Annotated in this window: 20 protein-coding genes and 1 riboswitch; of the genes, 3 read left to right on the forward strand and 17 right to left on the reverse strand. The window is 72.9% G+C overall.

Going from position 1 to position 21,209, the window contains the following annotated elements; genetic code table 11:
* Positions 1-20 precede the first annotated feature (20 nt).
* The 11 genes from JK361_RS00905 to JK361_RS00955 form a co-directional block, all read right to left on the reverse strand.
* Entirely contained in the window at positions 21-572 is a 552-nt protein-coding gene (locus JK361_RS00905) for a GNAT family N-acetyltransferase (protein WP_201813647.1), read from the reverse strand.
* On the reverse strand, positions 569-1,135 hold the full coding sequence (locus JK361_RS00910; protein ID WP_201813648.1) for a helix-turn-helix domain-containing protein: 567 nt from the start codon (positions 1,133-1,135) through the stop codon (positions 569-571). The genes JK361_RS00905 and JK361_RS00910 overlap by 4 nt, the downstream gene beginning before the upstream one ends.
* A 46-nt stretch (positions 1,136-1,181) precedes the next feature.
* Positions 1,182-2,084, reverse strand: coding sequence for a LysR family transcriptional regulator (locus JK361_RS00915; protein ID WP_201813649.1), 903 nt, complete (start codon positions 2,082-2,084; stop codon positions 1,182-1,184).
* A 30-nt stretch (positions 2,085-2,114) separates the two neighbouring features.
* On the reverse strand, positions 2,115-3,308 hold the full coding sequence (locus tag JK361_RS00920; RefSeq protein ID WP_201813650.1) for a glycine C-acetyltransferase: 1,194 nt from the start codon (positions 3,306-3,308) through the stop codon (positions 2,115-2,117).
* Positions 3,309-3,378: 70 nt separating this feature from the next.
* A complete protein-coding gene (gene tdh / locus JK361_RS00925) occupies positions 3,379-4,407 on the reverse strand; it encodes an L-threonine 3-dehydrogenase (RefSeq protein ID WP_201813651.1) in 1,029 nt (342 codons plus the stop codon).
* A 223-nt stretch (positions 4,408-4,630) separates the two neighbouring features.
* On the reverse strand, positions 4,631-5,203 hold the full coding sequence (locus tag JK361_RS00930) for a GAF domain-containing protein (protein ID WP_201813652.1): 573 nt from the start codon (positions 5,201-5,203) through the stop codon (positions 4,631-4,633).
* Positions 5,204-5,264: 61 nt separating this feature from the next.
* On the reverse strand, positions 5,265-5,864 hold the full coding sequence (locus tag JK361_RS00935; RefSeq protein WP_201813653.1) for a GTP-binding protein: 600 nt from the start codon (positions 5,862-5,864) through the stop codon (positions 5,265-5,267).
* The gene (locus JK361_RS00940; RefSeq protein WP_201813654.1) at positions 5,842-6,213 is read right to left on the reverse strand and encodes a DUF742 domain-containing protein; all 372 of its coding nucleotides are present in this window, start codon (positions 6,211-6,213) and stop codon (positions 5,842-5,844) included. The genes JK361_RS00935 and JK361_RS00940 overlap by 23 nt, the downstream gene beginning before the upstream one ends.
* Before the next feature lie 2 nt (positions 6,214-6,215).
* Positions 6,216-6,650, reverse strand: a complete 435-nt coding sequence (locus tag JK361_RS00945; RefSeq protein ID WP_201813655.1) for a roadblock/LC7 domain-containing protein — start codon at positions 6,648-6,650, stop codon at positions 6,216-6,218.
* Between the two features lie 77 nt (positions 6,651-6,727).
* A complete protein-coding gene (locus tag JK361_RS00950; protein WP_201813656.1) occupies positions 6,728-9,304 on the reverse strand; it encodes a sensor histidine kinase in 2,577 nt (858 codons plus the stop codon).
* A 672-nt stretch (positions 9,305-9,976) separates the two neighbouring features.
* On the reverse strand, positions 9,977-11,161 hold the full coding sequence (locus JK361_RS00955; protein ID WP_201813657.1) for an MBL fold metallo-hydrolase: 1,185 nt from the start codon (positions 11,159-11,161) through the stop codon (positions 9,977-9,979).
* A gap of 182 nt (positions 11,162-11,343) precedes the next feature.
* Here JK361_RS00955 and JK361_RS00960 point away from each other — a divergent pair, with 182 nt between their 5' ends.
* Positions 11,344-12,522, forward strand: a complete 1,179-nt coding sequence (locus tag JK361_RS00960; protein WP_201813658.1) for a Glu/Leu/Phe/Val dehydrogenase dimerization domain-containing protein — start codon at positions 11,344-11,346, stop codon at positions 12,520-12,522.
* A gap of 49 nt (positions 12,523-12,571) precedes the next feature.
* Positions 12,572-13,192, forward strand: a complete 621-nt coding sequence (locus JK361_RS00965; protein ID WP_201813659.1) for a TetR/AcrR family transcriptional regulator — start codon at positions 12,572-12,574, stop codon at positions 13,190-13,192.
* A gap of 140 nt (positions 13,193-13,332) precedes the next feature.
* Here the strand turns inward: JK361_RS00965 and JK361_RS00970 are convergent, their stop codons facing one another.
* From JK361_RS00970 to JK361_RS00980, 3 genes are all read right to left on the reverse strand, one after another.
* Positions 13,333-14,118 (reverse strand): SGNH/GDSL hydrolase family protein, encoded by a 786-nt coding sequence (locus JK361_RS00970; RefSeq protein ID WP_201813660.1) that lies wholly within the window; start codon positions 14,116-14,118, stop codon positions 13,333-13,335.
* Between the two features lie 242 nt (positions 14,119-14,360).
* A complete protein-coding gene (locus JK361_RS00975) occupies positions 14,361-15,314 on the reverse strand; it encodes a M23 family metallopeptidase (protein WP_201813661.1) in 954 nt (317 codons plus the stop codon).
* Positions 15,315-15,319: 5 nt separating this feature from the next.
* A riboswitch (cyclic di-AMP (ydaO/yuaA leader) is annotated at positions 15,320-15,513 on the reverse strand.
* Between the two features lie 269 nt (positions 15,514-15,782).
* Entirely contained in the window at positions 15,783-17,855 is a 2,073-nt protein-coding gene (locus tag JK361_RS00980; RefSeq protein ID WP_201814218.1) for an alpha-galactosidase, read from the reverse strand.
* 171 nt (positions 17,856-18,026) lie between these two features.
* Between JK361_RS00980 and JK361_RS00985 the strand changes: the two genes are divergently transcribed.
* A complete protein-coding gene (locus JK361_RS00985; protein ID WP_201813662.1) occupies positions 18,027-18,824 on the forward strand; it encodes a tyrosine-protein phosphatase in 798 nt (265 codons plus the stop codon).
* Positions 18,825-18,924: 100 nt separating this feature from the next.
* Here the strand turns inward: JK361_RS00985 and JK361_RS00990 are convergent, their stop codons facing one another.
* From JK361_RS00990 to JK361_RS01000, 3 genes are all read right to left on the reverse strand, one after another.
* Complete coding sequence (locus JK361_RS00990; RefSeq protein ID WP_201813663.1) at positions 18,925-19,047, reverse strand: DUF6126 family protein; 123 nt, start codon at positions 19,045-19,047, stop codon at positions 18,925-18,927.
* A complete protein-coding gene (locus JK361_RS00995; RefSeq protein WP_201813664.1) occupies positions 19,044-19,667 on the reverse strand; it encodes a helix-turn-helix domain-containing protein in 624 nt (207 codons plus the stop codon). Before JK361_RS00995 ends, JK361_RS00990 begins: the two co-directional genes overlap by 4 nt.
* 136 nt (positions 19,668-19,803) lie before the next feature.
* Positions 19,804-21,189, reverse strand: coding sequence for an aspartate aminotransferase family protein (locus JK361_RS01000; protein WP_201813665.1), 1,386 nt, complete (start codon positions 21,187-21,189; stop codon positions 19,804-19,806).
* Between the last annotated feature and the right edge of the window lie 20 nt (positions 21,190-21,209).

The raw sequence follows: 21,209 nt of genomic DNA on the forward strand, positions 1-21,209 counted from the left end.
GTAGCTCCTGCCACTGACAGTCATCCGCCGGGAGCGTCCGGCCGGGAGCGGCAGGCGTCCAGCCGCTTGTAGTAGAGGGTCGTGGGACGCAACTCGCCCAGGGGGCCCGCCGCGTAGTCGGGGATGGTGCCGGCCGGCGTCCAGCCGGCCGAGCGGTACAGGTGCTCGGCGGGGCTGCCGGTCTCGGTGTCGAGGTGGAGCAGGGTGCGGCCGTCGGCGGCGGCCGCCTGCTCGGCGGTGGCGAGGAGCCGGCGGCCGAGTCCGTGTCCCCGCGCGGAGCGGTGCACCATCAGCTTGACCAGCTCGGCCCGGTGCCGGCTGTTCGGTTTGCCGGGGAAGGCCAGGCCGACCGTGCCGGTCACCGTGTCCGAGCGGTCCACGGCCGCCCAGACGGCGAGGTGGCCGGCCGCCGCGTCGTCCGCCCGCCCCCGCCACCAGGCGACCGCCTCCGCGTGGCCGAGCGGGGCGAGGAAGCCGACCGAGGCTCCGGAGGCGACGGTGTCGGTCAGCAGCGCCGCCAGGCCGTCGGCCCGGGCGCGTACCCGGGCGGCGCTCCAGCGCTCCACCCTCATGGCCGCACCACCGCCAGTACGTAACGTGCCGCACCGGGCCCGGCGCAGCGGAACCGGGTCGCGCCGGTGACGCGCACGCGCAGGCAGTCACCCGCGTCGAGCCGGTGGGCCCGCTCCCCCACGGTCACTTCCAGCGCTCCCTCCAGCAGCCACAGGTGCTGTTCCAGACCGGGCACGGGCGGGCGGTCGTAGGCGAGGTCCGCGCCCGGGGTGAGGCGGCCCTCGACCAGTTCGCCGCGCAGCCCGGTGTGCGGCGGGGACACGGACCGGCGGACGAAGCCGGAGGCGCGGTCCTCCCAGACCCGCTGGTCGGCGGCCCGGACCAGCGGCGCCGGTGCCGCCTCGACCTCTCTGAGCAGCTGGGACATGGTGCGGCCGTACACATGGCAGAGCCGGTTCAGGACGGCGGCGGTGGGGCTGGTCTCCGCGCGTTCGGCGCGGGACAGGGTGGACCGGCTGACGCCGCTGCGCTCCGCCAGTTCACCGAGGGACCAGCCGTGCTGGGCCCGCAGCTCGGCCAGCCGCGCGCCGATGAGGAGATCGACGGAATCCTCGCTTCTCATATCCGGGACGCTATCCCGTATATGAGACGCCGCTGTTACGGAACCCTCACGCCTGGGCCGCCTCGTCGAGTGCCTCCAGCACCGGGCGGATCAGCGGGTGCTCCTCGGATCCGCGGCGGACGGCCGCGAACACCCGGCGGGTCGGGGCGATGCCGTCGACGGGGCGTACCACCACGCCGGCGAGGTCCATGCCGCGCAGTGCGGAGCGCGGTACGAGGGCCACGCCCGCGTCGGCCGAGGCGAGGGCGACGACGGCACGGAAGTCGTCGGAGGAGTGTTCCAGACGGGGCTGGAAGCCGGCGCTCTCGCAGGCGAGGACCACCACGTCGTGGCAGGGGTTTCCGGGGTACGGGCCGATCCAGGCGTCCTTGGCCAGTTCGGCGAGGGGGACCTCGGGGGCGTCCGCGAGGCGGTGGCCCGGCGGTACGACCGCGTCGAACGGCTCGGCGTAGAGCGGGACGTGGGTCAGCCGGGGGTCGTCGGCCGACGGGGCGCCCCGGTACTCGACGGCGACCGCGACGTCGACCTGACGGTCCAGCACCATGGGCAGGCTGGCGTCGCCCTCCGCGTCCTGGACACGGATCCGTATGCCGGGCGCCGCGGCGGCGAGCCGGGCCACGGCCGGGGCCACGACCTGGGCGATGCCGGTCGCGAAGGCCGCCACGGTGACCGTGCCCGCCTCGCCCGAGCCGTAGGCGGCCAGCTCGGCCTCGGCGCGCTCCAGCTGGGCGAGGACCGCGTTGGTGTGGCCGAGCAGGATCTCGCCGGCCGGGGTGAGCCGTACCCCCTTGGCGCCGCGGTCGACGAGGCGGTGGCCGGTCTCCTGCTCGAGCGCCGTCAGCTGCTGGGAGACGGCGGAGGGGGTGAGATAGAGCGCGGCGGCCGCCGCGGTGACCGTGCGGTGGTCGGCCACCGCACGGAGGATGTGGAGCCGCCGTGCTTCGATCATGCCCTCATTATCCCAGGGCGTCCGCCCTGGTCAGGACTCCAGTTCGGCGCGCGCCGCGATGAACGCGTCGACCGCTCGGTTCACGTCCTCCGTGGAGTGCGCGGCGGACAGCTGGACGCGGATGCGGGCCTGGCCCTGCGGGACGACGGGGTAGGAGAAGCCGATCACGTAGACCCCGCGCTCCAGCAGCAGTTCGGCCATCCGGCCCGCCTTCGACGCGTCACCGATCATGACCGGGGCGATGGCGTGGTCGCCGGGGAGGATGTCGAAGCCCTCGTCGGTCATCCGGCGGCGGAACAGGGCCGTGTTCTCGGCGAGCCGGACGCGCAGGTCGTCGGCGGACTCCAGCAGGTCGAGGACCTTCAGGGAGGCGGCGGCGATCACGGGCGCCAGGGTGTTCGAGAACAGGTACGGGCGGGAGCGCTGACGCAGCAGGGCGACGATCTCGGCGCGGGCGGCGACATAGCCGCCGGAGGCGCCGCCGAGGGCCTTGCCGAGGGTGCCGGTGATGATGTCGACGCGGTCCATGACGCCGTGCAGCTCGGGGGTGCCGCGGCCGGTCGGGCCGACGAAGCCGACGGCGTGCGAGTCGTCGACCATCACCATCGCGTCGTAGCGGTCGGCGAGGTCGCAGATCTCGCGCAGGGGCGCGACATAGCCGTCCATGGAGAAGACGCCGTCGGTGACGATCAGGCGGCGCCGGGCGCCGGACGCCTCCTTGAGCTTGGCCTCCAGGTCCTCGAGGTCCCGGTTGGCGTAGCGGAAGCGGCGGGCCTTGGACAGGCGGATGCCGTCGATGATGGAGGCGTGGTTGAGGGCGTCGGAGATCACCGCGTCCTCCTCGCCCAGCAGGGTCTCGAAGACACCGCCGTTGGCGTCGAAGCAGGAGGAGTACAGGATCGTGTCCTCCTGGCCGAGGAACGCCGACAGCCGCGCCTCCAGCTCCTTGTGCACCTCCTGGGTGCCGCAGATGAAGCGGACGGAGGCCATGCCGTAGCCCCAGCGGTCCAGGGCCTGGTGGGCGGCGGCGATCACCTCGGGGTGGTCGGCGAGGCCGAGGTAGTTGTTGGCGCAGAAGTTGAGGACCTCGCCGGGACGGCCGCCGGCGCTGACGTTCACGGTCGCGGACTGCGGGGTGTCGATGACCCGCTCGGGCTTGTGCAGGCCGGCGGCGCGGATCTCGTCCAGAGTGGCGCGCAGGTCGTCGCGGACGGTCTTGAACATGAGAGGGGGCTCCTGAAAGTGCTGACGGGGTGAGGGAGTTCGCGGCGTGCGGTTTCCGCGGTACTGCCGCTTACGCGGTCCAGTCGAGGATGACCTTGCCGCCCTTTCCGCTCGCGGCGTCGGCGAAGGCGGCCTCGAAGTCGCGGTAGTCGTAGCGGCCGGTGATCACGGGGGCGAGGTCGAGACCGCCCTCCAGCAGCACCGACATCGCGTACCAGGTCTCGAACATCTCCCGGCCGTAGATGCCCTTGATCGTGATCATCGAGGTGACGATCCGGGCCCAGTCCACGGGGAACTCCTGGGCGGGCAGGCCGAGCATGGCGATGCGGCCGCCGTGCGTCATGTTCGCGATCATGTCCCGCATGGCCTCGGGGCGGCCGGACATCTCCAGGCCGATGTCGAAGCCCTCGCGCAGGCCCAGCTCGCGCTGTCCGTCGGCGATGGTGGACTCGGCGACGTTCAGGGCGAGGCTCACCCCTGTCTTGCGGGCGATCTCCAGGCGCTCCTCGCTGACGTCGGTGACGACGACGTTGCGGGCGCCCGCGTGCCGGGCCACGGCGGCGGCCATCAGGCCGATCGGACCGGCGCCGGTGATCAGGACGTCCTCGCCGACCAGCGGGAAGGACAGCGCGGTGTGGACGGCGTTGCCGAACGGGTCGAAGATCGCGGCGATGTCGAGGTCGACGGGGACCCGGTGCACCCAGACGTTGGACGCGGGCAGGGCGACGTACTCGGCGAACGCTCCGTCGCGGCCGACGCCGAGGCCGACGGTGGCCCGGCACAGGTGGCGGCGGCCGGCCAGGCAGTTGCGGCACTTGCCGCACACCAGGTGGCCCTCGCCGCTGACCCGGTCGCCGATACGGATGTCGGTCACGTCCCGCCCGACCTCGACCACCTGCCCGACGAACTCGTGGCCGACCACGAGCGGGGTGCGGATCGCCTGCTGGGCCCAGCCGTCCCAGGAACGGATGTGCAGGTCGGTGCCGCAGATACCGGTCCGCATGACCTTGATCAGTACGTCACCGGGGCCGACGGCGGGCTCCGGGACGTCCGTCAGCCACAGTCCTGGCTCTGCCTTGTCCTTGACCAGCGCCTTCAACGCTACGGCTCCTGTGGGATGAGGCCCGGCCCGCGGGTACGCCGAAGGAGCCCGCACCGGGTCAGAGGGGTGGAATCACCTTGCAATCTGCCGCATGCGCGAGCCGCGGTCCATCGAGCTTTTCTTAACCGGCGCCTCAGCTTTCCTTCAGGCCCCTTGTGCGGCGGGCCCGGCGACGCCCTGGACGGTGCTTTTCGCGATGCCGTCGGCGCGGCCGTTCGGGTCACAGCGGCAGGCCGTCCTGGGCGCTCCGTTCGAGGCGTGCGACGAGATCGGCGGCGAGGCCCTTGATGGTCTCCAGACCCGGTTTGCCCCAGACGCGGGGCGCTGTGTCGGCTGCGCACACGGTGCCGAGTGCCATGCCGGAGCTGTCGATGAGCGGGGCGCCGAGATAGGAGCGCACACCGAACTCGTCGACGACCGGATTGCCGGCGAACCGCGGGTAGTCCCGGACGTCGTCGAGCACCAGGGCCTTGCGGCGCACCACCACATGGGGGCAGAACCCGTGGTCCCGGGGCAGCACCCGGCCGATCTCGGCCCTGCTGCCGTCCTCGCGCACGACCGGCGCGGTGGCGGCGCTCAGCCCCGCGAAGAACTGGTGGTCCTCGCCGATGAAGTTGACCATGGCGTAGTGCGCGCCGGTGACCTGGGCGAGGTGGCCGGCGAAGGCGTCGAGCACGGGGTCGGGCCGGTCCGCCAGGCCGAGTCGGCGCAGCCGGTGGACGCGGGCGGGGGCCTCCTTGTCCTCGGGGGTGAGCAGCAGACCTCGGACCGGCCGGGGCGGCTCGTAGCTCATGACCGGGCTCCGTCGCTGTGGACGTACCTCATATAGGGGCTCCGTGGGCGGTGGGACGGGATCACATGTGGGCGCCATGGCTGGGCGTGGGCGCCGGGGCATGGGCGAGGAGGTGGCGTACGAGGGTGAGCAGGGTCTGCACGCCGGAGCTGGAGATCCGGGCGTCGCAGCGCACCACCGGGACCTCCGGGTCGAGGTCTATGGCGGACCGCACCTCCTCGGCGTCGTAGCGGTGGGAGCCGTCGAACTCGTTGACGGCGACGATGAAGGCGAGCCCGCGCTCCTCGAAGAAGTCCACGGCGGCGAAGCAGTCCTGGAGCCGGCGGGTGTCGGCGAGGATCACCGCGCCGAGCGCGCCCTCGGACAGCTCGTCCCACATGAACCAGAACCGCTCCTGCCCCGGTGTGCCGAACAGGTACAGCACGTGCTCCGGATCGAGGGTGATCCGGCCGAAGTCCATGGCGACCGTGGTCTCCATCTTGTTCTCGACGCCGTCGAGACTGTCCGTGCCGACGCTGACCGTGGTGAGCAGCTCCTCCGTGCTGAGCGGCGCGATCTCGCTGACCGCGCCCACGAAGGTGGTCTTGCCGACCCCGAACCCGCCCGCGACCAGGATTTTGAGCGCGGTGGGGAACGGGTCAGAGCTGTCGTCGTAGTCCATCGAGCACTGCCTCCAGCAGAGACCGGTCAGTGGGGATGTGGTGGTAGGCGGGCGGCTTGGTGGTCAGCGCGCCGCAGTCGACCAGGTCCGAGAGCAGCACCTTGGTGACCACCGCGGGCAGTTTCAGCTGGGCGGCCACCTCGGCGACCGAGACGGGCGCGCGGCACAGGTCGAGGGCCTCTGCGTGCTCCGGGCCGAGGTAGCCCAGCGGGGTGACGCCGGTGGCTCTCACCTGGGACATCAGGTCGAGGTCGATGCTGGGCTCGGTGCGGCCGTTGCTGACCGTGAAGGGGCGCACCAGCCGCCCGGCCGCGTCGTCCAGCCAGGGCCCGTCGCCGGCTGCGGCCACGCTCAAGGCCTCGTCGCCGCGGAGTCGACGGCGGGCTGCCGGGGGGCGGTCACCAGGTAGGGGCGCACGCTCTTGACCAGCATGGCCATCTCGTAGCCGAGCACCGCCGCGTCGGCCTCGCGGCCGGCCAGTACGGCGAGGCAGGTGCCGGAGCCGGCGGTGGTGACGAAGAGGAGGGTCGCGTCGAGTTCGACGACGACCTGGCGGACGTCCCCCCCGTCGCCGAACCGGATGCCCGCGCTGCGGCCGAGGGAGTACAGGCCCGACGCCAGGGCCGCCATGTGGTCGGCACTGTCGATGTCCAGGCCGTGCACGGACTTCACCAGTCCGTCGCAGGACAGGAGCACCGCGCTGCTGGTGTGGGGTACGCGCTGCACGAGGCCGCTCAGCAGCCAGTCGAGGTCGGATGCGTGGACGGTCGTCGCATCGCTCGCCATGGTGGATCGACTCCTTGGGGTACGAAGATCTGCGGGAGCGCTGGGGGTGGGGGTACGACGTGCGGGTGCGGACATGGTCATCCGGCCGGGGCGCTCCCCTCGGTCCGGCCGGTGCCGCGGATGCCGTCGGTTGCGGGCACGTGGGCGTGCGCCTGGGTTATGGGGGCCGAAGCCATGGATTCTGGGGCCGTGGAGTCCGGGACCGTGTGGCCCGGACCCACGTGAGCCGCGACGATGTGGTCCGAAACCGTGTGGTCCGAAACCGTGTGACCCGGGGCTGTGTGGCCCGAGACCATGTGATTGGGGGCCGTGTGGTCGGGGGCCATGTGGTCGGGGGCCATGTGGTTGGGGGCCATGGCGTGCGAGATCGTGTGATCGGGGCCCATGGGCCGAGAGCCCGTGTCAGGGGTGCCCGAGTCCGGGCCCGGGTGGTGCGAACCGCCGTACTGGGCCCCGTCGTGAGCGGTGCCGAAGTGGTCCGTTCCGCCGTGCTCGGGGCGGGTGCGCGCCGGCTCGGTGGATTCAGGTCCGGAAGATGCCGGCCGATACGCGCCCGCCATGTGCGCGGCGTCGGTGTGGGCGGAACCCATGTGCTCGTACGACGACGCCGGGTACGTGGGCGTGCCGTGCGCGGGCGTCCCGTGCGCGGGCGTCCCGTGCGCGGGCGTCCCGTGCACGGGGATGCCATGCGCGGGCGTGCCGTACTCCGGTTCGTCGAGTTCCGAGTCCAGGTTCTGCTGGGCCTCGGCGAGTCCGATCCCGCGCTGGAAGGCGGCCATCAGGCCGGGGTCGTGGCCGGCGACGGTGTCGGCGTCCTGGCGGGGCGCCGGACCGCCGCGCAGCTGGGGCACGATGTGCTCCTGGGCGCGCCGGCGCGGGAGTACGGGCTTGTCCATGGTGCCGCGGACGGGACCTACACGCGGGGTGGGCAGAGTGCCGGCGTGCGCGTCCACCACCGCCCGGTCCTCGGTGCCGACACCGGGCACGGCCTCGGCGGGGGTGGGCCGCGACCCTTCGGCGCCGCGCACGGGAAGCGGGGGCGGGGTGCCTCCGTGCCGTCCGCGCGCACCGTTGTCGGTCCCGCGCCGCCCGGATCCGCGCTGCGCGTGCCGCCGCCGCCCGGTGGCCGGCGCTTCTCCGGCACCGGCACCGGCCCTGGTACCGGCACCGCCTCCCACATCGGCACCGGCACGGCCTCCGACATCGGCGCCGTCGCCGTCGCCGACACCGACACCGGCACCGGCACTGGCACCGGCACCGACGTCGGCACTGGCGCCGGCAGCTGTCCTGGTACCGGCACCGCTTCCGGCTGTGGAGCCGGTCCCGGCCGGAGGGCTGTCCCCGGCTCCGTTCCCGAGGCCGGCGCCGCCCTGGGCGGGCGCCGCGCTCCCCGCCCGGGCCCCCGGTTCCGCCGCGGGCGCAGGCACAGGCACCCGTGTCTGCTGCCCCGCACCTGCCGCCCGTGCCTGCTGCACCGCACCGGTGTCCACCGGATGCTGCGACGGCGGCTGGGACCGGTGGTGCGGCAGCGCGGCGCCCGCCCCCGGCGCGGCCGGCACACCCGGCGCGTTGCCCAACAGCGCCTGCGGCACGACGAGTACGGCCTGCACACCACCGTAGATGTTGCTCTGAAGCCGTACGTGGATGCCGTGCCGGCGGGCGAGCTGGGAGACGACGTAGAGGCCGATGCGGCCGTCGGCCAGCAGGCTGGCGACATTGACCTGGTCGGGGTCGGCGAGCAGCGCGTTCATCCGGTTCTGTTCGCCGACCGGCATGCCCAGCCCGCGGTCCTCGACCTCCACGGCGAGCCCCGAGGTGACGAGGTTGGCGCGCAGCAGCACCTGGGTGTGCGGAGCGGAGAACACCGTGGCGTTCTCGATGAGTTCGGCGAGCAGGTGGATGACGTCGGCGACGGCGTGGCCGCGCAGTTCGCCGTCGATGGGCGGCACCAGCTTGACCCGGGAGTACTGCTCGACCTCGGCGATGGCGGAACGCAGCACCTCGGTCATGCTGACCGGGTTGCTCCACTGCCGGCGGGAGACGGCTCCGCCGAGCACGGCGAGGTTCTCGGCGTGCCGCCGGATCCGGGTGGCCAGGTGGTCGACGTGGAACAGGCCCTTGAGCAGGTCGGGGTCCTCGATCTCGTTCTCCAGGTCGTCGAGGATCGAGATCTCCCGGTGCACGAGCGACTGGAGCCGGCGCGCGAGGTTGACGAACACTTCCAGCTTCTGTTCGCTGCCCGTCTGGCTGGAGAGCTGGGCGGCCCGCACGACGGCGGTGACGGCGCCGTCGTGCGCGCGGGCCAGGTCGGCGGCGAGCAGCTCGAAGTCGTCGGCGTCCGCGGGGGGCCGGCGGCGCGGGCCGCGCTGCGGCGGGGTCTCGCCCTGCCGGAGCGCGTCGACCAGGGCGTGCAGGTCGGCCTCGCCGCGCGCGGCGGTGCGGCGGAGGTCGTCGACGCGGTCGGAGACCACGCGGGCCGCGCGGTCGGCGGCCACGGCGGCGATCAGGATGCCGGCGACGGCCACGGTGACCGCTCCGGCGAGCACGGCCCACAGGAGGGGACCGGTGCGCGCGCCGGCGGAGCGGATGCTGAACATCACCGCGGCGCTGGCGCTGAGCGCGACCGCGAGCGGCGGCAGGACCGCGAGCCGCATGAGCTGGGGCCGTATGTGTGTTTCGGGCAGTGCGGGAGCGGGTCGGGTCACCGGAGGACGCCCGTGTCGGCCGCCCTCGCGACGGTCGGCGCGGGCGGCCGGTGCTCGGAGGTGAGACATCTGCGTCCTCGTACTGGTCCGTCGGGCCTGGTGTCCTCGTGCGGTGCGCGCTGCGGGCATGCGTCGATGCGGGCGCGCGTCATCGCGGCGTCGGCCGGCGGGACCGGCGGAACCGGCCGCGTGTCGCCCGACGGACACTCACAGTAGTTGCCTGCGCAGCACGTGCGGTGGGCAGTTGACGAACTCCCCCGATGAGCGTCCCGCTCTGGTATGAGGTGTCGTACGAAGGTCCGATGACCCCTGCTCGACACGCGGCCGGATTCAGGCGTGATCGATCCGACCTGGTCAAAGGTGGTCACAAGCGGAACGTCGGGGGGTGGTCGTGGCGCGCTTCGCGCCCCCGTCGAGCGACCCCGTGCGCGGTGCCGATCGTTTCCGGCCCGCCCGCACGACGACCCGAGGGGCCGTCACCGACACCTCCGCACCGCGGCGCTCATTACAGAGCGTGCCCGCTTTGGCCTTGGCTGGAGGAGGGTGTGAACGGCACACACGAAACGGCGGCCACCGGACGGTGGCCGCCGGAACACGGCGGTGGGACCTCGCCCGCCGCAATCAGTGGCTGCGGTCGCCGGTGGCGCGCGCGGGCGGCTCGGCCACGAACGCCCCGACCGAGCGCCAGGTGCGCCGCACGTCTCCCGACACGCCTCGCCACCAGGCCTCCGCCGGCAGTTTGCCGGCGGGTTCGAAGGGCTCGCCCGGCCGGGGCAGGGCGACCGCCTGGCCGGCCTCCCCCGCGGCCTCCTTGGTCCACTCCCCCGGCTCGGCCCAGGGGTGCGGGGCGAGGTTGAAGGTGCCCCAGTGGATCGGCAGCAGCACACCGTGCGGCGCGCCGCCCTGGAGGTCGAGGTGGGCGCGCAGGCCCTCCTCGGGGGTCATGTGGATGTCGGGCCAGAACTCGCTGTACGCCCCGATCTGGATCATCGTGGCGTCGAACGGGCCGTGCGCGGCGCCGATCTCCGCGAAGCCGTCGAAGTAGCCGGTGTCGCCGCTGTGGTAGATGCGGTGCTCCTCGCCGGCGACGACCCAGGACGCCCACAGGGTGTGCTGGGTGTTGCGCAGGCCCCGGCCGCAGAAGTGGCGGGCCGGGGTGGCGGTGAGGGTGAGTCCGCCGACCCGGGTGGACTCGTGCCAGTCCAGCTCGCGCAGCCGGTCCGGGGAGACGCCCCAGTGTTCGAGGTGGGCGCCGACGCCGAGCGGCACGGCGAACAGGGTGTCCGTGCCGGCCAGCGCCTTGATCGTGGGCAGGTCCAGATGGTCGTAGTGGTCGTGGGAGATGACGACCACGTCGACCGGGCCGAGCGCGGCCAGCGGCAACGGCACCGGGTGCAGCCGCCTGGGCCCGGCGAAGGGGAACGGGGAACAGCGCTCGCCCCAGACGGGGTCGAACAGGACCCGGTGCCCGTCGATCTCGGCGAGCACGCTGGAGTGGCCCGCCCAGGTGAGCCGCAGTCCGGTGGCGGGCGGCTCGGCCAGGTCGGCGAAGGTCGTGGGGTGCACCGGGACGGTGCCCTTGGGGGCGCGCAGCGGCCGGGTGTCCTTGTCGAGGAACACCTTGGCGAGGTCGAGCGTGGAGCCGGAGGGCCGGGTGCGTGCGGGACCACCGGGGTTCTGGAAGACACCGTCCTTGAAGTGCGGCGAGCGGCGGATGCGTGCCAGGCGCTCACCACCCGGGTCCGCGCCGAACGCGGCGGGCCGCAGCGCGCGCAGCCCGGAGCTCGCAGAACGCAAACCGGTCACGGTACCTCCCGGTGGAGTGGGTGAGGCCCTCCATTATGGTCGGCCCCTCCGGGACTCCGGGTACGGCGGGGTCCGCTCTCGCGTCACCGACGATCCGTTCTGCGCGTTGACAGCGGCGGGACCGCTCCGGATACTGACTCGCCATTCAGTACCATCCCTTGTCACTCCCCCACGGAGACGCCATGACCACCCCCCTGATGTCGCTCGTCTGGACCGACCACGTCACCGGTCGCCGGGGCTTCCTCGTCGTGGACCGGCTGGTGCGGGGCGTGGCCAGCGGCGGGCTGCGGATGCGGCCGGGCTGCACCCTGGAGGAGGTGACGGGGCTGGCCCGCGGCATGACGATGAAGGAGGCCCTGCACTACGACCCCGAGGGCCGCTACCTGCCCCTCGGCGGCGCGAAGGGCGGCATCGACTGCGATCCGCGGGACGCGGAGTCGTACGGGCTCCTGGTCCGCTATCTGCGTGCCATGCGGCCCTACGTCGAGAGCTTCTGGGCCACCGGCGAGGATCTGGGCCTCAGCCAGGACCTGGTGGACCGCGCGGCGGCGGATGCGGGCCTGGTCTCCTCCGTCCAGGCGGTGTATCCGCTGCTGGACGACGAGTCGGCGGCCCGGCAACGGCTCGCGGACGCCTTCGCGGTGGAGGTGGACGGCATCGGCCTGGGCGAGCTGGCCGGCGGCTGCGGGGTCGCCGAGTCGGTGCTGGCGGTCCTGGACCGGGCGGCGGTGCCGTACGCGGGCACCCGGGTCGCCGTACAGGGGCTCGGCACGATGGGCGGGGCCACCGCGCGCTTCCTCGCGCGCGCGGGCCTGACGGTGGTGGCCGTCGCCGACCTCAAGGGCACGATCGCCAACCCGGCGGGGCTCGACGTGGAGGCGCTGCTCGCGGCGCGGGACGGCCACGGCACCGTCGACCGCGGCGTGCTGCGCCCGGACGACCGCGAACTGCCGGGCGACGCCTGGCTGTCCGCGGAGGCGGAGGTGCTGGTGCCGGCCGCCGTGTCGTACGCGGTCGACGGTGCCAACCAGGAGCGGATCCGGGCGCGCTGGATCGTGGAGGCCGCGAACATGCCCGTCGTGGCCGAGGCGGAGGCGCTGCTGGCCGCGCGCGGGGTGACGGTACTGCCGGACGTGGTGGTCAATTCGGGGACGAACGCCTGGTGGTGGTGGACCCTGTTCGGCGACATCCGCGCGGACGCGGACGAGGCGTTGGCGCGCATCCGCCGCTCGATGCGCGCCCTGGTCGGCCTGACGCTGGACCGTGCGGAGGCCGACGGGACGACCCCGCGCGCGGCGGCGCACGCCCTGGTGACCGACCGGCTGCCGGTGATCGCGGAGCGTCTCGGCTGGTACCGGTGACGGATCCGACGGCTTCGGGGGCGCCGGGATCAGCGGCTAGGGTGACCGCGTGGCAAGAGTGCGGTTGAGCGTGGCGGAGCGGCGGGAGGAACTGCTGCGGGCCGCCATCGAGCAGATCGAGGCGCGGGGCGTGGCGGCGGTCAGGATCGCCGACGTGGCCGCGGCCCTCGGTGTGAGCAACGCGCTGGTGCTGTACCACTTCTCCACCAAGGAGAAGCTGGTCGCCGCCGCGTTCACGTACGCGGCCGAGGGCGACCTCGCGCATCTGCGCAAGCTGCTGGGCCGGCGGACCACCGCGCTGCGCCGGCTGCGGGCGGCGGTCCGCTGGTACGCGCCGACCGGTCAGGCGAAGGGCTGGCGGCTGTGGATCGAGGGCTGGGCCGTGGCCCTGCGCGAGCCGGCCCTGCGGGAGGTCAGCGGGGACCTGGACAGGCAGTGGAAGGCGGCGATCACCGAGGTCATCGCCGAGGGCGTGTCGGCGGGCGAGTTCGCGTGCGCGGACCCGGCCGGTGCGGCGCTGCGGCTGACGGCGCTGCTGGACGGGCTGGCGGTGCAGCTGACGTCGTACCCGGGCGCGGTGGCGCGGTACCGGGCGCAGGAGTGGGTGGACGACGCCCTCGCCCGGGAACTGGGCCTGGACCGGAAGGCGTTGACCGAGCGGGACGGGTGAGCGCGCCACCAGGCCGCCGAGGGGTCGACCGGCACCGGAGGCCATGCGCGGTGTCAGGCGGCGCGGCGGCCGCCGGGGAGACGACCGCGGCGCCGGGCCGCCCCGGGCCGCCGGTGCGGCCCGGGGCGCGATCCGCGGCGTCAGGCCACCGAGGCGATCCGCATCTTGATGTCGTCCGGCGACAGCGCGCCCTTGGCGGTCACGTGGTCGCCGGAGGACTCGCCGCGCAGCCGCCGCCCGATCCAGGGGACGAGGTATTCGCGCGCCCACTGGACGTCGTCGCGCCGGACGTCCAGGGTGCCCCGGGGCGGCAGCGGCGGCCACGGCTGCTCCGGGTCGGCCGGGACGTCCAGGCCGAGGGCCTGTCCGGCCCGCAGCGCCACGCGCGTGTGCCCCTCGGGCGAGAGGTGCAGCCGGTCGCTGTCCCAGGCCCTGCGGTCCTGCACGGACTTCAGGGACCACAGGTCGAGCACGGGGCAGCCGTACCGGTCGGCGATGGCCCGGACGTGCCCGTTGTAGGTGGCGATCTTGCCGCGCAGATGCTTGAGCACGGGGACGCCACGGGTGTCGAAGCCGGTCGTCACCAGCACGGTGCCGACGGCCTCGGTCAGTTGGGCCACGGCGCGTTCGAAGCGCTCGGCCACCTCGTCGGGATCGGTGCCCGGGCGGATGATGTCGTTGCCGCCCGCGCAGAAGGAGACCAGGTCCGGGGCCATGCCGACGGCCTGCGGGAGCTGGTCGGCCATGATCTGGTCCAGCAGCTTCCCGCGTACCGCGAGGTTGGTGTACTGGAAGTCGCCCTCGGGACGCCGGTCGGCGAGCAGCACCGCGAACCGGTCGGCCCAGCCCACGAACGCCCCGTCGGGCCCGGGGTCGCCGACGCCCTCGGTGAAGCTGTCCCCCACCGCCACGTACGACCCGATCACTGATCTGTTGTCATTCTTCGAATCGTCTGCCACGTCGGACCATGATTCACCTTCGGATGTGACCTACGCGACCGTAAGCGGGGGTTGACGAACGGTGAGATGAGACACCCTTAAAGAATTTGCGATTTCAGGAATACGGTCGCTCACGGGGCTGTTGGCGCCGGGCACACCGAAGGCCGGACCCGGGGATCGTGGGTCCGGCCTTCGGTGGCGTGTCAGGCAGGTGGTGCGGGGGCCGGCCGTCAGCCGACGGCGACGCCGTGCCCGCGGAGGTAGCCGACGGGGTCGAGGTCGGACCCGTAGTCGGGCGTGGTGCGGATCTCGAAGTGCAGGTGCGGGCCGGTCACGTTGCCGGTGGCGCCGGACAGGCCGACCTGCTGACCCGCGGTCACGGTCTGGCCGGCCGAGACCGAGAGCTGCGACAGGTGGGCGTACTGGGCGTAGTGGCCGTCGTCGAGCTTGATGACGACCTGGTTGCCGTAGGCGCCGCCCCAGCCGGCGGAGACGACCGTGCCCGCGGCGACGGCCTTGAGGGGGGTGCCGGTCGGCACGACGAAGTCGACGCCGGTGTGGTAACCGCTGGACCACATGCTGCCGGCCACGTGGTAGCCGGTGCCGATGGTGGCGCCGGCCACCGGGAGGGTGTAGCCGGTGGAGGCGGTCTGCGCGGTGCCTTCCCCGGCCGGCCGGGAGGTCTGGGCCGAGGACGGGGCGGAGGACGGGGCGGAGGCGTGCGCGGGCTGGGAAGCGGCGGCCGGCCGGGAGGGCTTCGGGGCGGCCGGGGTGTGCCGCGGGGCGGCGGATTCGGCGTGGGCCGCCGCGGCCTTGCCGCCGAGGGTGAGCTTCAGGCCGGGGTGGATGAGCGACGGGTCGGCGCCGACGGCCTGGCGGTTGTCGTCGTAGAGGCGCTGCCAGCCGCCGTCGACGTGCTGTGCCTCGGCGATCGTGGCGAGGCAGTCGCCGCTGCGCACCGTGTAGCTGCGTACGCCCGAATCCGACTGCGCGGCGGTCTTGTGCACCGTTTCCGGAAGGGTCCGCACGGCCTTTCCGGGGACGGACTGCGCGGGGGTGGCGGCGTGCGCTCCGGTGGCCCCGAGGAGCGGGAGGGCCAGGGCGGCGCCACCGGTTCCGGCGACGGCGATGGAGCGGGAAAAACGCGGGGTCTTGGGACGACGGTGCTTACCCTTGGCGGGCATGGCGCGATTCCTCTCCGGCGCCTGCGAGGTCAGCTGTCGGGTTCGGGTTGGAGCTGCCCGGCCGTGCGCGGCACGGCTGCACCCCTAGCCTGTCGCGGAGACCGGGACAGGCAGTCGTACCTGGTGGGTCCCCCGCTCCTGCCGACGCGGGTCATGTGTGGGGACTCCGGGCGGCGGCAGGATTCGGCGTTCCGTCCGGATTGGTGGCGAACGTAAGCGAGCGAGACGCATGGAAACAAGCAGGGGGTTCCCGTTGTTCGGGTCTCGGGTGATCGGTTGCGGGAATTCACCGTCACCCAGAGTGAATTCCCGGGCCGTCGCGCTCTCAATTCCCCTGCTCGGCACGGTCTTTACGTGAACATGACGCACGACGCACGGTCACGCATATGACGCTCCTCACCCACCCTCCCCCTACGTCCCCCTATTCCGCGACGAGTTGTAATGAAGGTGACGATTCGGGCAGATGGTTCAGATGCGACGCAGCCGGAGAACAGTCGCATCCAGGTCGCCTTTGAGTTCCGTGCGCAGCCCGTGGTGCAGCAGCACCGCACCTCGGTGCACTTCGCCCGTTTCGCGGCATTCGTACGAGGCCGCCGGGTCGAGTCCGCGCAGCCGCACCGCCGGCACCGGCTCGCCGTAGCGCTGCGCCTCGAGCCAGGCGAGGACGACGGCCTCGTCCCCCTTGACGTACTGGACGGCACTCAGGCCGCCCGCCGGGGGCCGCAGCCGGTACAGGTCGCCGTGCTGGACCACCGGCCGGATCTCCTTGTACAGCTCCACCCAGCGCCGCGCCTCGGCCAGTTCCCCCGCACTCCACCCGGTCAGGTCGCCGCCGACCCCGAGCACGCCCGCCATGGCGCTGACGAACCGGAACCGCAGCGAGCTGACGCGCCCGTTGAGCTGGGTGTTGGGGCTGTCGGTGACCCAGGCGGCCATCACGCGCGCGGGGTGGATCTGGGTGAAGCCGTGCTGGATGGCGAGCCGGTCCAGCGGGTCGGTGTTGTCGGAGGTCCACACCTGGTCGGTGCGGCCGAGCACTCCGAGGTCGATCCGGCCGCCGCCGCCCGAGCAGGACTCGAAGGCGACTTCGGGGTGCGCCGCCCGCAGCCGGTCCAGCAGGGCGTACAGCGCGTGGACGTGGTCCACCCACAGGCGCTGCGGGTACGCCTCGCCGGGCCAGCCGGCGTCGGTGAAGCAGCGGTTGAAGTCCCACTTCACGTAGTCGATCGGGGCGCTCGAGAGCAGGGCGTCCAGCCGCTCCCACAGATACTCCCGGACGTCCTCGCGCGCGAGGTTGAGTACGAGCTGATTACGCAGTTCCGTCCGCTTACGTCCCGGTTGGTACTGCACCCAGTGGGGGTGCGCGCGGTACAGCTCGCTGTCCGGGTTGACCATCTCGGGCTCGACCCAGATGCCGAACCGCATGCCCAGGCCGTGCACCTGGTCGGCGAGGGGCTTGAGGCCGTGCGGGAACCGGTCGGGGTTGGGCGTCCAGTCGCCGAGGCCGGCGCGGTCGCTGGTGCGGGCACCGAACCAGCCGTCGTCCACCACGAACAGCTCGACGCCGATCTCCGCGGCCCGGCGGGCGAGGGCGGCCTGCTGCTCCTCGGAGATGTCGAAGTTCGTCGCCTCCCAGGAGTTGAACAGCACGGGCCGGTCCCGCTCGGCGTCCGGGACGACGTGGGCGCGCTGGTAGGCGTGCCAGGTGCGGCTCGCGCCGCCGAAGCCGCCGTCGCTCCACAGGCCCGCGAAGACCGGGGTGGTGTACGACTGTCCGGGCTCCAGGCGGAGCAGGCCCGAGTCGTCGTGGCCCGCGCCGCCCGTGATCTGCACGCGCGCGTCCGGGAGCAGGGCCACCGCGATGCGCCAGGACCCGGACCAGCCGAGCGCGCAGCCGTAGACCTCGCCGCGCTCCTCGGTGGCGTCGGTGTCGAGGGCGACCCAGGGCAGGTACTGGTGGCCCGTGTGTCCGCGGCGGCTGCCGATGACCGTCTCGCCGTACCCGAGGGGGGTGCTGTCGAGCCGGGACTCGGCGGCCCAGCGGCCGTGCAGCCGGGACAGCCGCCAGCCCTCGCGGTCGGGCAGGGTCCAGGTGGCCGCGTCGGCCCGCAGCAGCTCCACGGGCGCGTGGCCGCCGTTCCCGACGGTCACCCAGCGCTCGACGACGTCCCCGCGCATCCGGTGGTGCAGGACGATCGCCAGGCCGTCGTCGTCGAAGCGCAGCCGCAGCTCCTCGTCCTCCGTCTCGTACGACACGAAGCGCCACTCGGTGCCGCGCCGCGCCTCGGTGCGGACGGACAGGGCGGGGCGGACGAAGCGGGGGCCGCCCTCGACGGGGTACTCCTCACGGCCGTCGAGCGGGGACTCGAAGGGCCGGTAGCCGGGCAGCGGGCGCACCGCGAGCGCCTCGGCGTCGGCGAGGGCGATCCGCGGCCCCCAGTGGAGGTGGAGCAGTTCGTCCGCGGCGGTGAGGTGCAGGGCGTAGCTGCTGCCGGGGCCCGACAGGAGCCAAGTACGACCGTCTTCGGCGATGTCGACCATCGAGACCTCACAGGTGCCAACAGATGCGCTCAAGTACCAACATCATCACCGGGTGCGGACCGGCTTGACAATGCCTGTGGACAACTCATTGCCCGAGGAAATCGATGTCGTATCGTCAACGGAGTGCCCGTCGACGAGCCGCGCCGGCGGGGCCGACCGGGAGGAGCCCCCGTGACGCAGCAGGTCCCCTCGACCGAGCCGGAGCTGGCCGGAGTCCGCAATTTCCGTGACGTGGGCGGACTGCCCACCGTGGACGGGCGGCGGGTGCGCCACGGAGTGCTGTTCCGCAGCGGCCACCTCGCGCACGCGACCGAGGAGGACGCGGCCTTCCTCGCCTCCCTGGGCCTGCACACCGTCTTCGACTTCCGTAACGCGGCCGACCAGAAGCTGGAGGGCCCGGACGTCGAGCTGCCCGGCGTGCGGAACGTGAACCTGCCGCTCAGCGACCCGGCCGACGGCGCCGAGTTCTGGAAGATGGTCCGCGACGGCGACCTCGACCAGCTGCGGGCGATCCTCGACGGCGGCAAGGGGGCGGACCGGATGATCGCCTCGTACCGGAAGATCGTCAAGGAGCGCACCGCCGAACACTCCCGGGTGCTGCACTCGCTCGCCGACGACAGCGTCCCCGCGCTGATGCACTGTGCGGCCGGCAAGGACCGCGCGGGCATCTCCATCGCCGTCACCCTGCTCGCCCTGGGGGTCGAGCGCGAGGCGATCGTCGCCGACTATCTGAAGTCCAACGCCAAGCACCGCCGCTACAAGGTCCGCCGCAGCGGCAGCGCGGACAGCGCGTACACCCCCGAGGTGATGGACCTGATCAGCCCGCTCTTCGACGCCCGCGCCGAGTACCTTCAGGCGGCACTCGGGAGCATCGAGGAGACGTGGGGCGACACCGAGACCTACCTGTCGCAGGGCCTCGGCTTCGCGCCCGAGTCCCGCGAGCGGCTGCGCGAGCGGCTGCTGGACTGACGGCCGGCCCCGGTGGACCGGCGGCCGGCGCCCAGTGGCCCAGACGCCCAGTCGCCCAGTCGCCCGGGGCGGACGGACGGCGCCGGTCCTCCCGTCGGCGTCAGCCCTTGGCGCCCACCGCGAACAGCAGGTAGAGGAACGCGGCGAGGACGTGCCCGAGGGCGATGTAGATGAGCAGTCGGATCCACAGGGAACGGGGGAACTTCTCCTCGAAGTCGCTCATGGCAGCTCTCCGGTCAGGGGGCCCAGGCACAGCGTGGCCGTGGGGCTCTGCAGCAGGGTGTGGACGAACAGCAGCTCCACGCCGTCGTGGTCCTCGGCGGCGAGGCGGTGCGGGGTGAGTGAGTCGAAGTGCGCGCTGTCACCCGGGCCGAGCAGGTGCACGGTGTCCCCGAGTCGCAGCCGCAGGCGTCCCTTGAGGACGTGGAGCCATTCCTCGCCGGGATGGACGCGCACGATGTCGCCCTGCGAGCCGTACGGCACCCGTACCCGCAGGGCCTGCATGCCGCGGCCGGGCGCCCCGGCCTGGTAGTAGATCCACCCGCCCGCCCGGGTCGGTTCCATGTCGGCGGCACGCACGATGGCGTCCCGGTCGGCGACCGTCTCGCCGAGCAGTTCCGAGACCGTCGTACCGTAGACACGGGCGAGCGCGAGGAGCATCGGCAGCGATGGCTGACGCTGCCCGGTCTCCAGCCGGGAGAGGTGGGCCGGGGAGAGGCCGGCGGCGCGGGCCGCGGCCTCCAGCGTGAGGCCGGCGCGCCGGCGCAGAGCGCGTAGCTGCGGTGCGACGGCCGGCAGGCCGTCGTCCGGAGCCGCCGGCGGCGCGGCGTCTGAGGCGTTCATGCCTCCATTGAGCCCGACTTTTGCCTCACCGGCAATTCTCTTGCCTCTGAGGCAAAAGCCCCGGACCACCCGCGGTGACCACCGGTCCACCGTGCCGGTGTCCGGGCCCCCACGGTGGTGTCCGGGCCGCCCGCGGTCAGCGGTTCGCCACCGCCTGCTTGATCAGGGTCTTGCCGAAGTCCCACATCAGGCCGCCGCCGCTGTGCGCGTCGTCCATCACCGCGGTGAAGGCCTCCACGAACCGCTCCACGTCGGCCTCGTCGGCGACCAGCGGCGGAATGAGCTTGATCACCTCCAGGTGGTCGCCGGAGACCTGGGTGAGGATCCGGTGCTTCTGAAGCAGGGGCACGACGACCATCTGCGCGAACAGACCCTTGCGGGCCGCCTGGAGCATGGTCCACCGGCCGCGCAGCTTCAGCGAGGACGGCTTGCCGAACTCGATGCCGATCATCAGGCCCCGGCCACGGACGTCGGCGAGCAGCTCGTACGTGTCGATCAGCCCGGTGAGCCGGGACTTGAGCAGTTCCCCCGTCCTGCGTACGCCGGCGACGATCTGCTCGTTCTCCATGACCGACAGCACGGCGAGGCCGCACGCCATCGCCTGGGCGTTGGCGCCGAAGCTCGCCGAGTGCACCAGCACGCGGTCCATGGACGAGTAGACCTTCTTGAAGATCCAGTCCTTGCCGAGGGTGGCACCGACCGGCACATAGCCGCCGGACAGCGCCTTGGCCACGCACACCAGGTCCGGTTCGACGCCGTCCTCGTGCTGGTAGGCGTAGAAGTCACCGGTGCGGCCGAGTCCCGTCTGCACCTCGTCGGCGATGAGCAGCGCCTTGTGCTTGTGCAGCAGGTCCTGCGCGGCCCGCAGATAGCCGGGCGGGGCCTCGTGGACGCCCTTGCCCTGGATCGGCTCCACGATCAGGGCGGCCACGTCGCCCTTCCGCAACTCCCGGGCGAGCGCGTCCAGGTCACCGAGCGGTACGGCGGTGTCGGGCAGCAGCGGGGCGAACCCGTCACGGAAGCCGCTCTCGCCGTTGACCGAGAGGGAGCCGGTGGTCAGACCGTGGAAGGCGTGGTCGCAGTACAGGACGCGGGGCCTGCCGGTGGCGTACCGGGCGAACTTCAGGGCCGTCTCGACCGCCTCGGTGCCGCTGTTGCCGAAGAACACCCGGTCCAGGTGCGGGCTGTGCGTGAGGAGCCGCTCGGCGAGCAGACCGGGCAGCGGCTGGCAGTCGAAGCGGGTGAGGTCGGCGAGGTCCAGGTCCAGGACGTCGTGCAGCGCCTTGCGGACCACCGGGTGGTGTCGGCCGAGGCCCATCACCCCGAACCCGGCGAGCATGTCCAGGTAGTCGTTGCCGTCCGCGTCGAAGAAGTGCGCTCCCTCGGCACGCTCGTAGACCTTGTCGAAGCCGATGGTGTGCAGCATGCGCGGCAGCTGCGGGTTGAGGTGCCTGGCGTGCAGCTCGTAGCGTTCGGCTCCGCGCTCGGCGAGCAGGGCGCCGAGGTCGAACTCCGTGCTCATTCAACCCTCCTCGTCGACGC

Source organism: Streptomyces musisoli (genome assembly GCF_016741855.1).
In the GTDB taxonomy this organism is placed as follows: domain Bacteria; phylum Actinomycetota; class Actinomycetes; order Streptomycetales; family Streptomycetaceae; genus Streptomyces; species Streptomyces musisoli.

Bases quoted from the DNA above. Each gene is read 5' to 3' on its own strand.
- JK361_RS00905 (WP_201813647.1), bottom strand. From the start codon at position 572: ATGAGGGTGGAGCGCTGGAGCGCCGCCCGGGTACGCGCCCGGGCCGAC.
- JK361_RS00910 (WP_201813648.1), bottom strand. From the start codon at position 1,135: ATGAGAAGCGAGGATTCCGTCGATCTCCTCATCGGCGCGCGGCTGGCC.
- JK361_RS00915 (WP_201813649.1), bottom strand. From the start codon at position 2,084: ATGATCGAAGCACGGCGGCTCCACATCCTCCGTGCGGTGGCCGACCAC.
- JK361_RS00920 (WP_201813650.1), bottom strand. From the start codon at position 3,308: ATGTTCAAGACCGTCCGCGACGACCTGCGCGCCACTCTGGACGAGATC.
- JK361_RS00930 (WP_201813652.1), bottom strand. From the start codon at position 5,203: ATGAGCTACGAGCCGCCCCGGCCGGTCCGAGGTCTGCTGCTCACCCCC.
- JK361_RS00935 (WP_201813653.1), bottom strand. From the start codon at position 5,864: ATGGACTACGACGACAGCTCTGACCCGTTCCCCACCGCGCTCAAAATC.
- JK361_RS00945 (WP_201813655.1), bottom strand. From the start codon at position 6,650: ATGGCGAGCGATGCGACGACCGTCCACGCATCCGACCTCGACTGGCTG.
- JK361_RS00950 (WP_201813656.1), bottom strand. From the start codon at position 9,304: ATGCGGCTCGCGGTCCTGCCGCCGCTCGCGGTCGCGCTCAGCGCCAGC.
- JK361_RS00960 (WP_201813658.1), top strand. From the start codon at position 11,344: ATGACCACCCCCCTGATGTCGCTCGTCTGGACCGACCACGTCACCGGT.
- JK361_RS00975 (WP_201813661.1), bottom strand. From the start codon at position 15,314: ATGCCCGCCAAGGGTAAGCACCGTCGTCCCAAGACCCCGCGTTTTTCC.
- JK361_RS00980 (WP_201814218.1), bottom strand. From the start codon at position 17,855: ATGGTCGACATCGCCGAAGACGGTCGTACTTGGCTCCTGTCGGGCCCC.
- JK361_RS00990 (WP_201813663.1), bottom strand. From the start codon at position 19,047: ATGAGCGACTTCGAGGAGAAGTTCCCCCGTTCCCTGTGGATCCGACTG.
- JK361_RS00995 (WP_201813664.1), bottom strand. From the start codon at position 19,667: ATGAACGCCTCAGACGCCGCGCCGCCGGCGGCTCCGGACGACGGCCTG.
- JK361_RS01000 (WP_201813665.1), bottom strand. From the start codon at position 21,189: ATGAGCACGGAGTTCGACCTCGGCGCCCTGCTCGCCGAGCGCGGAGCC.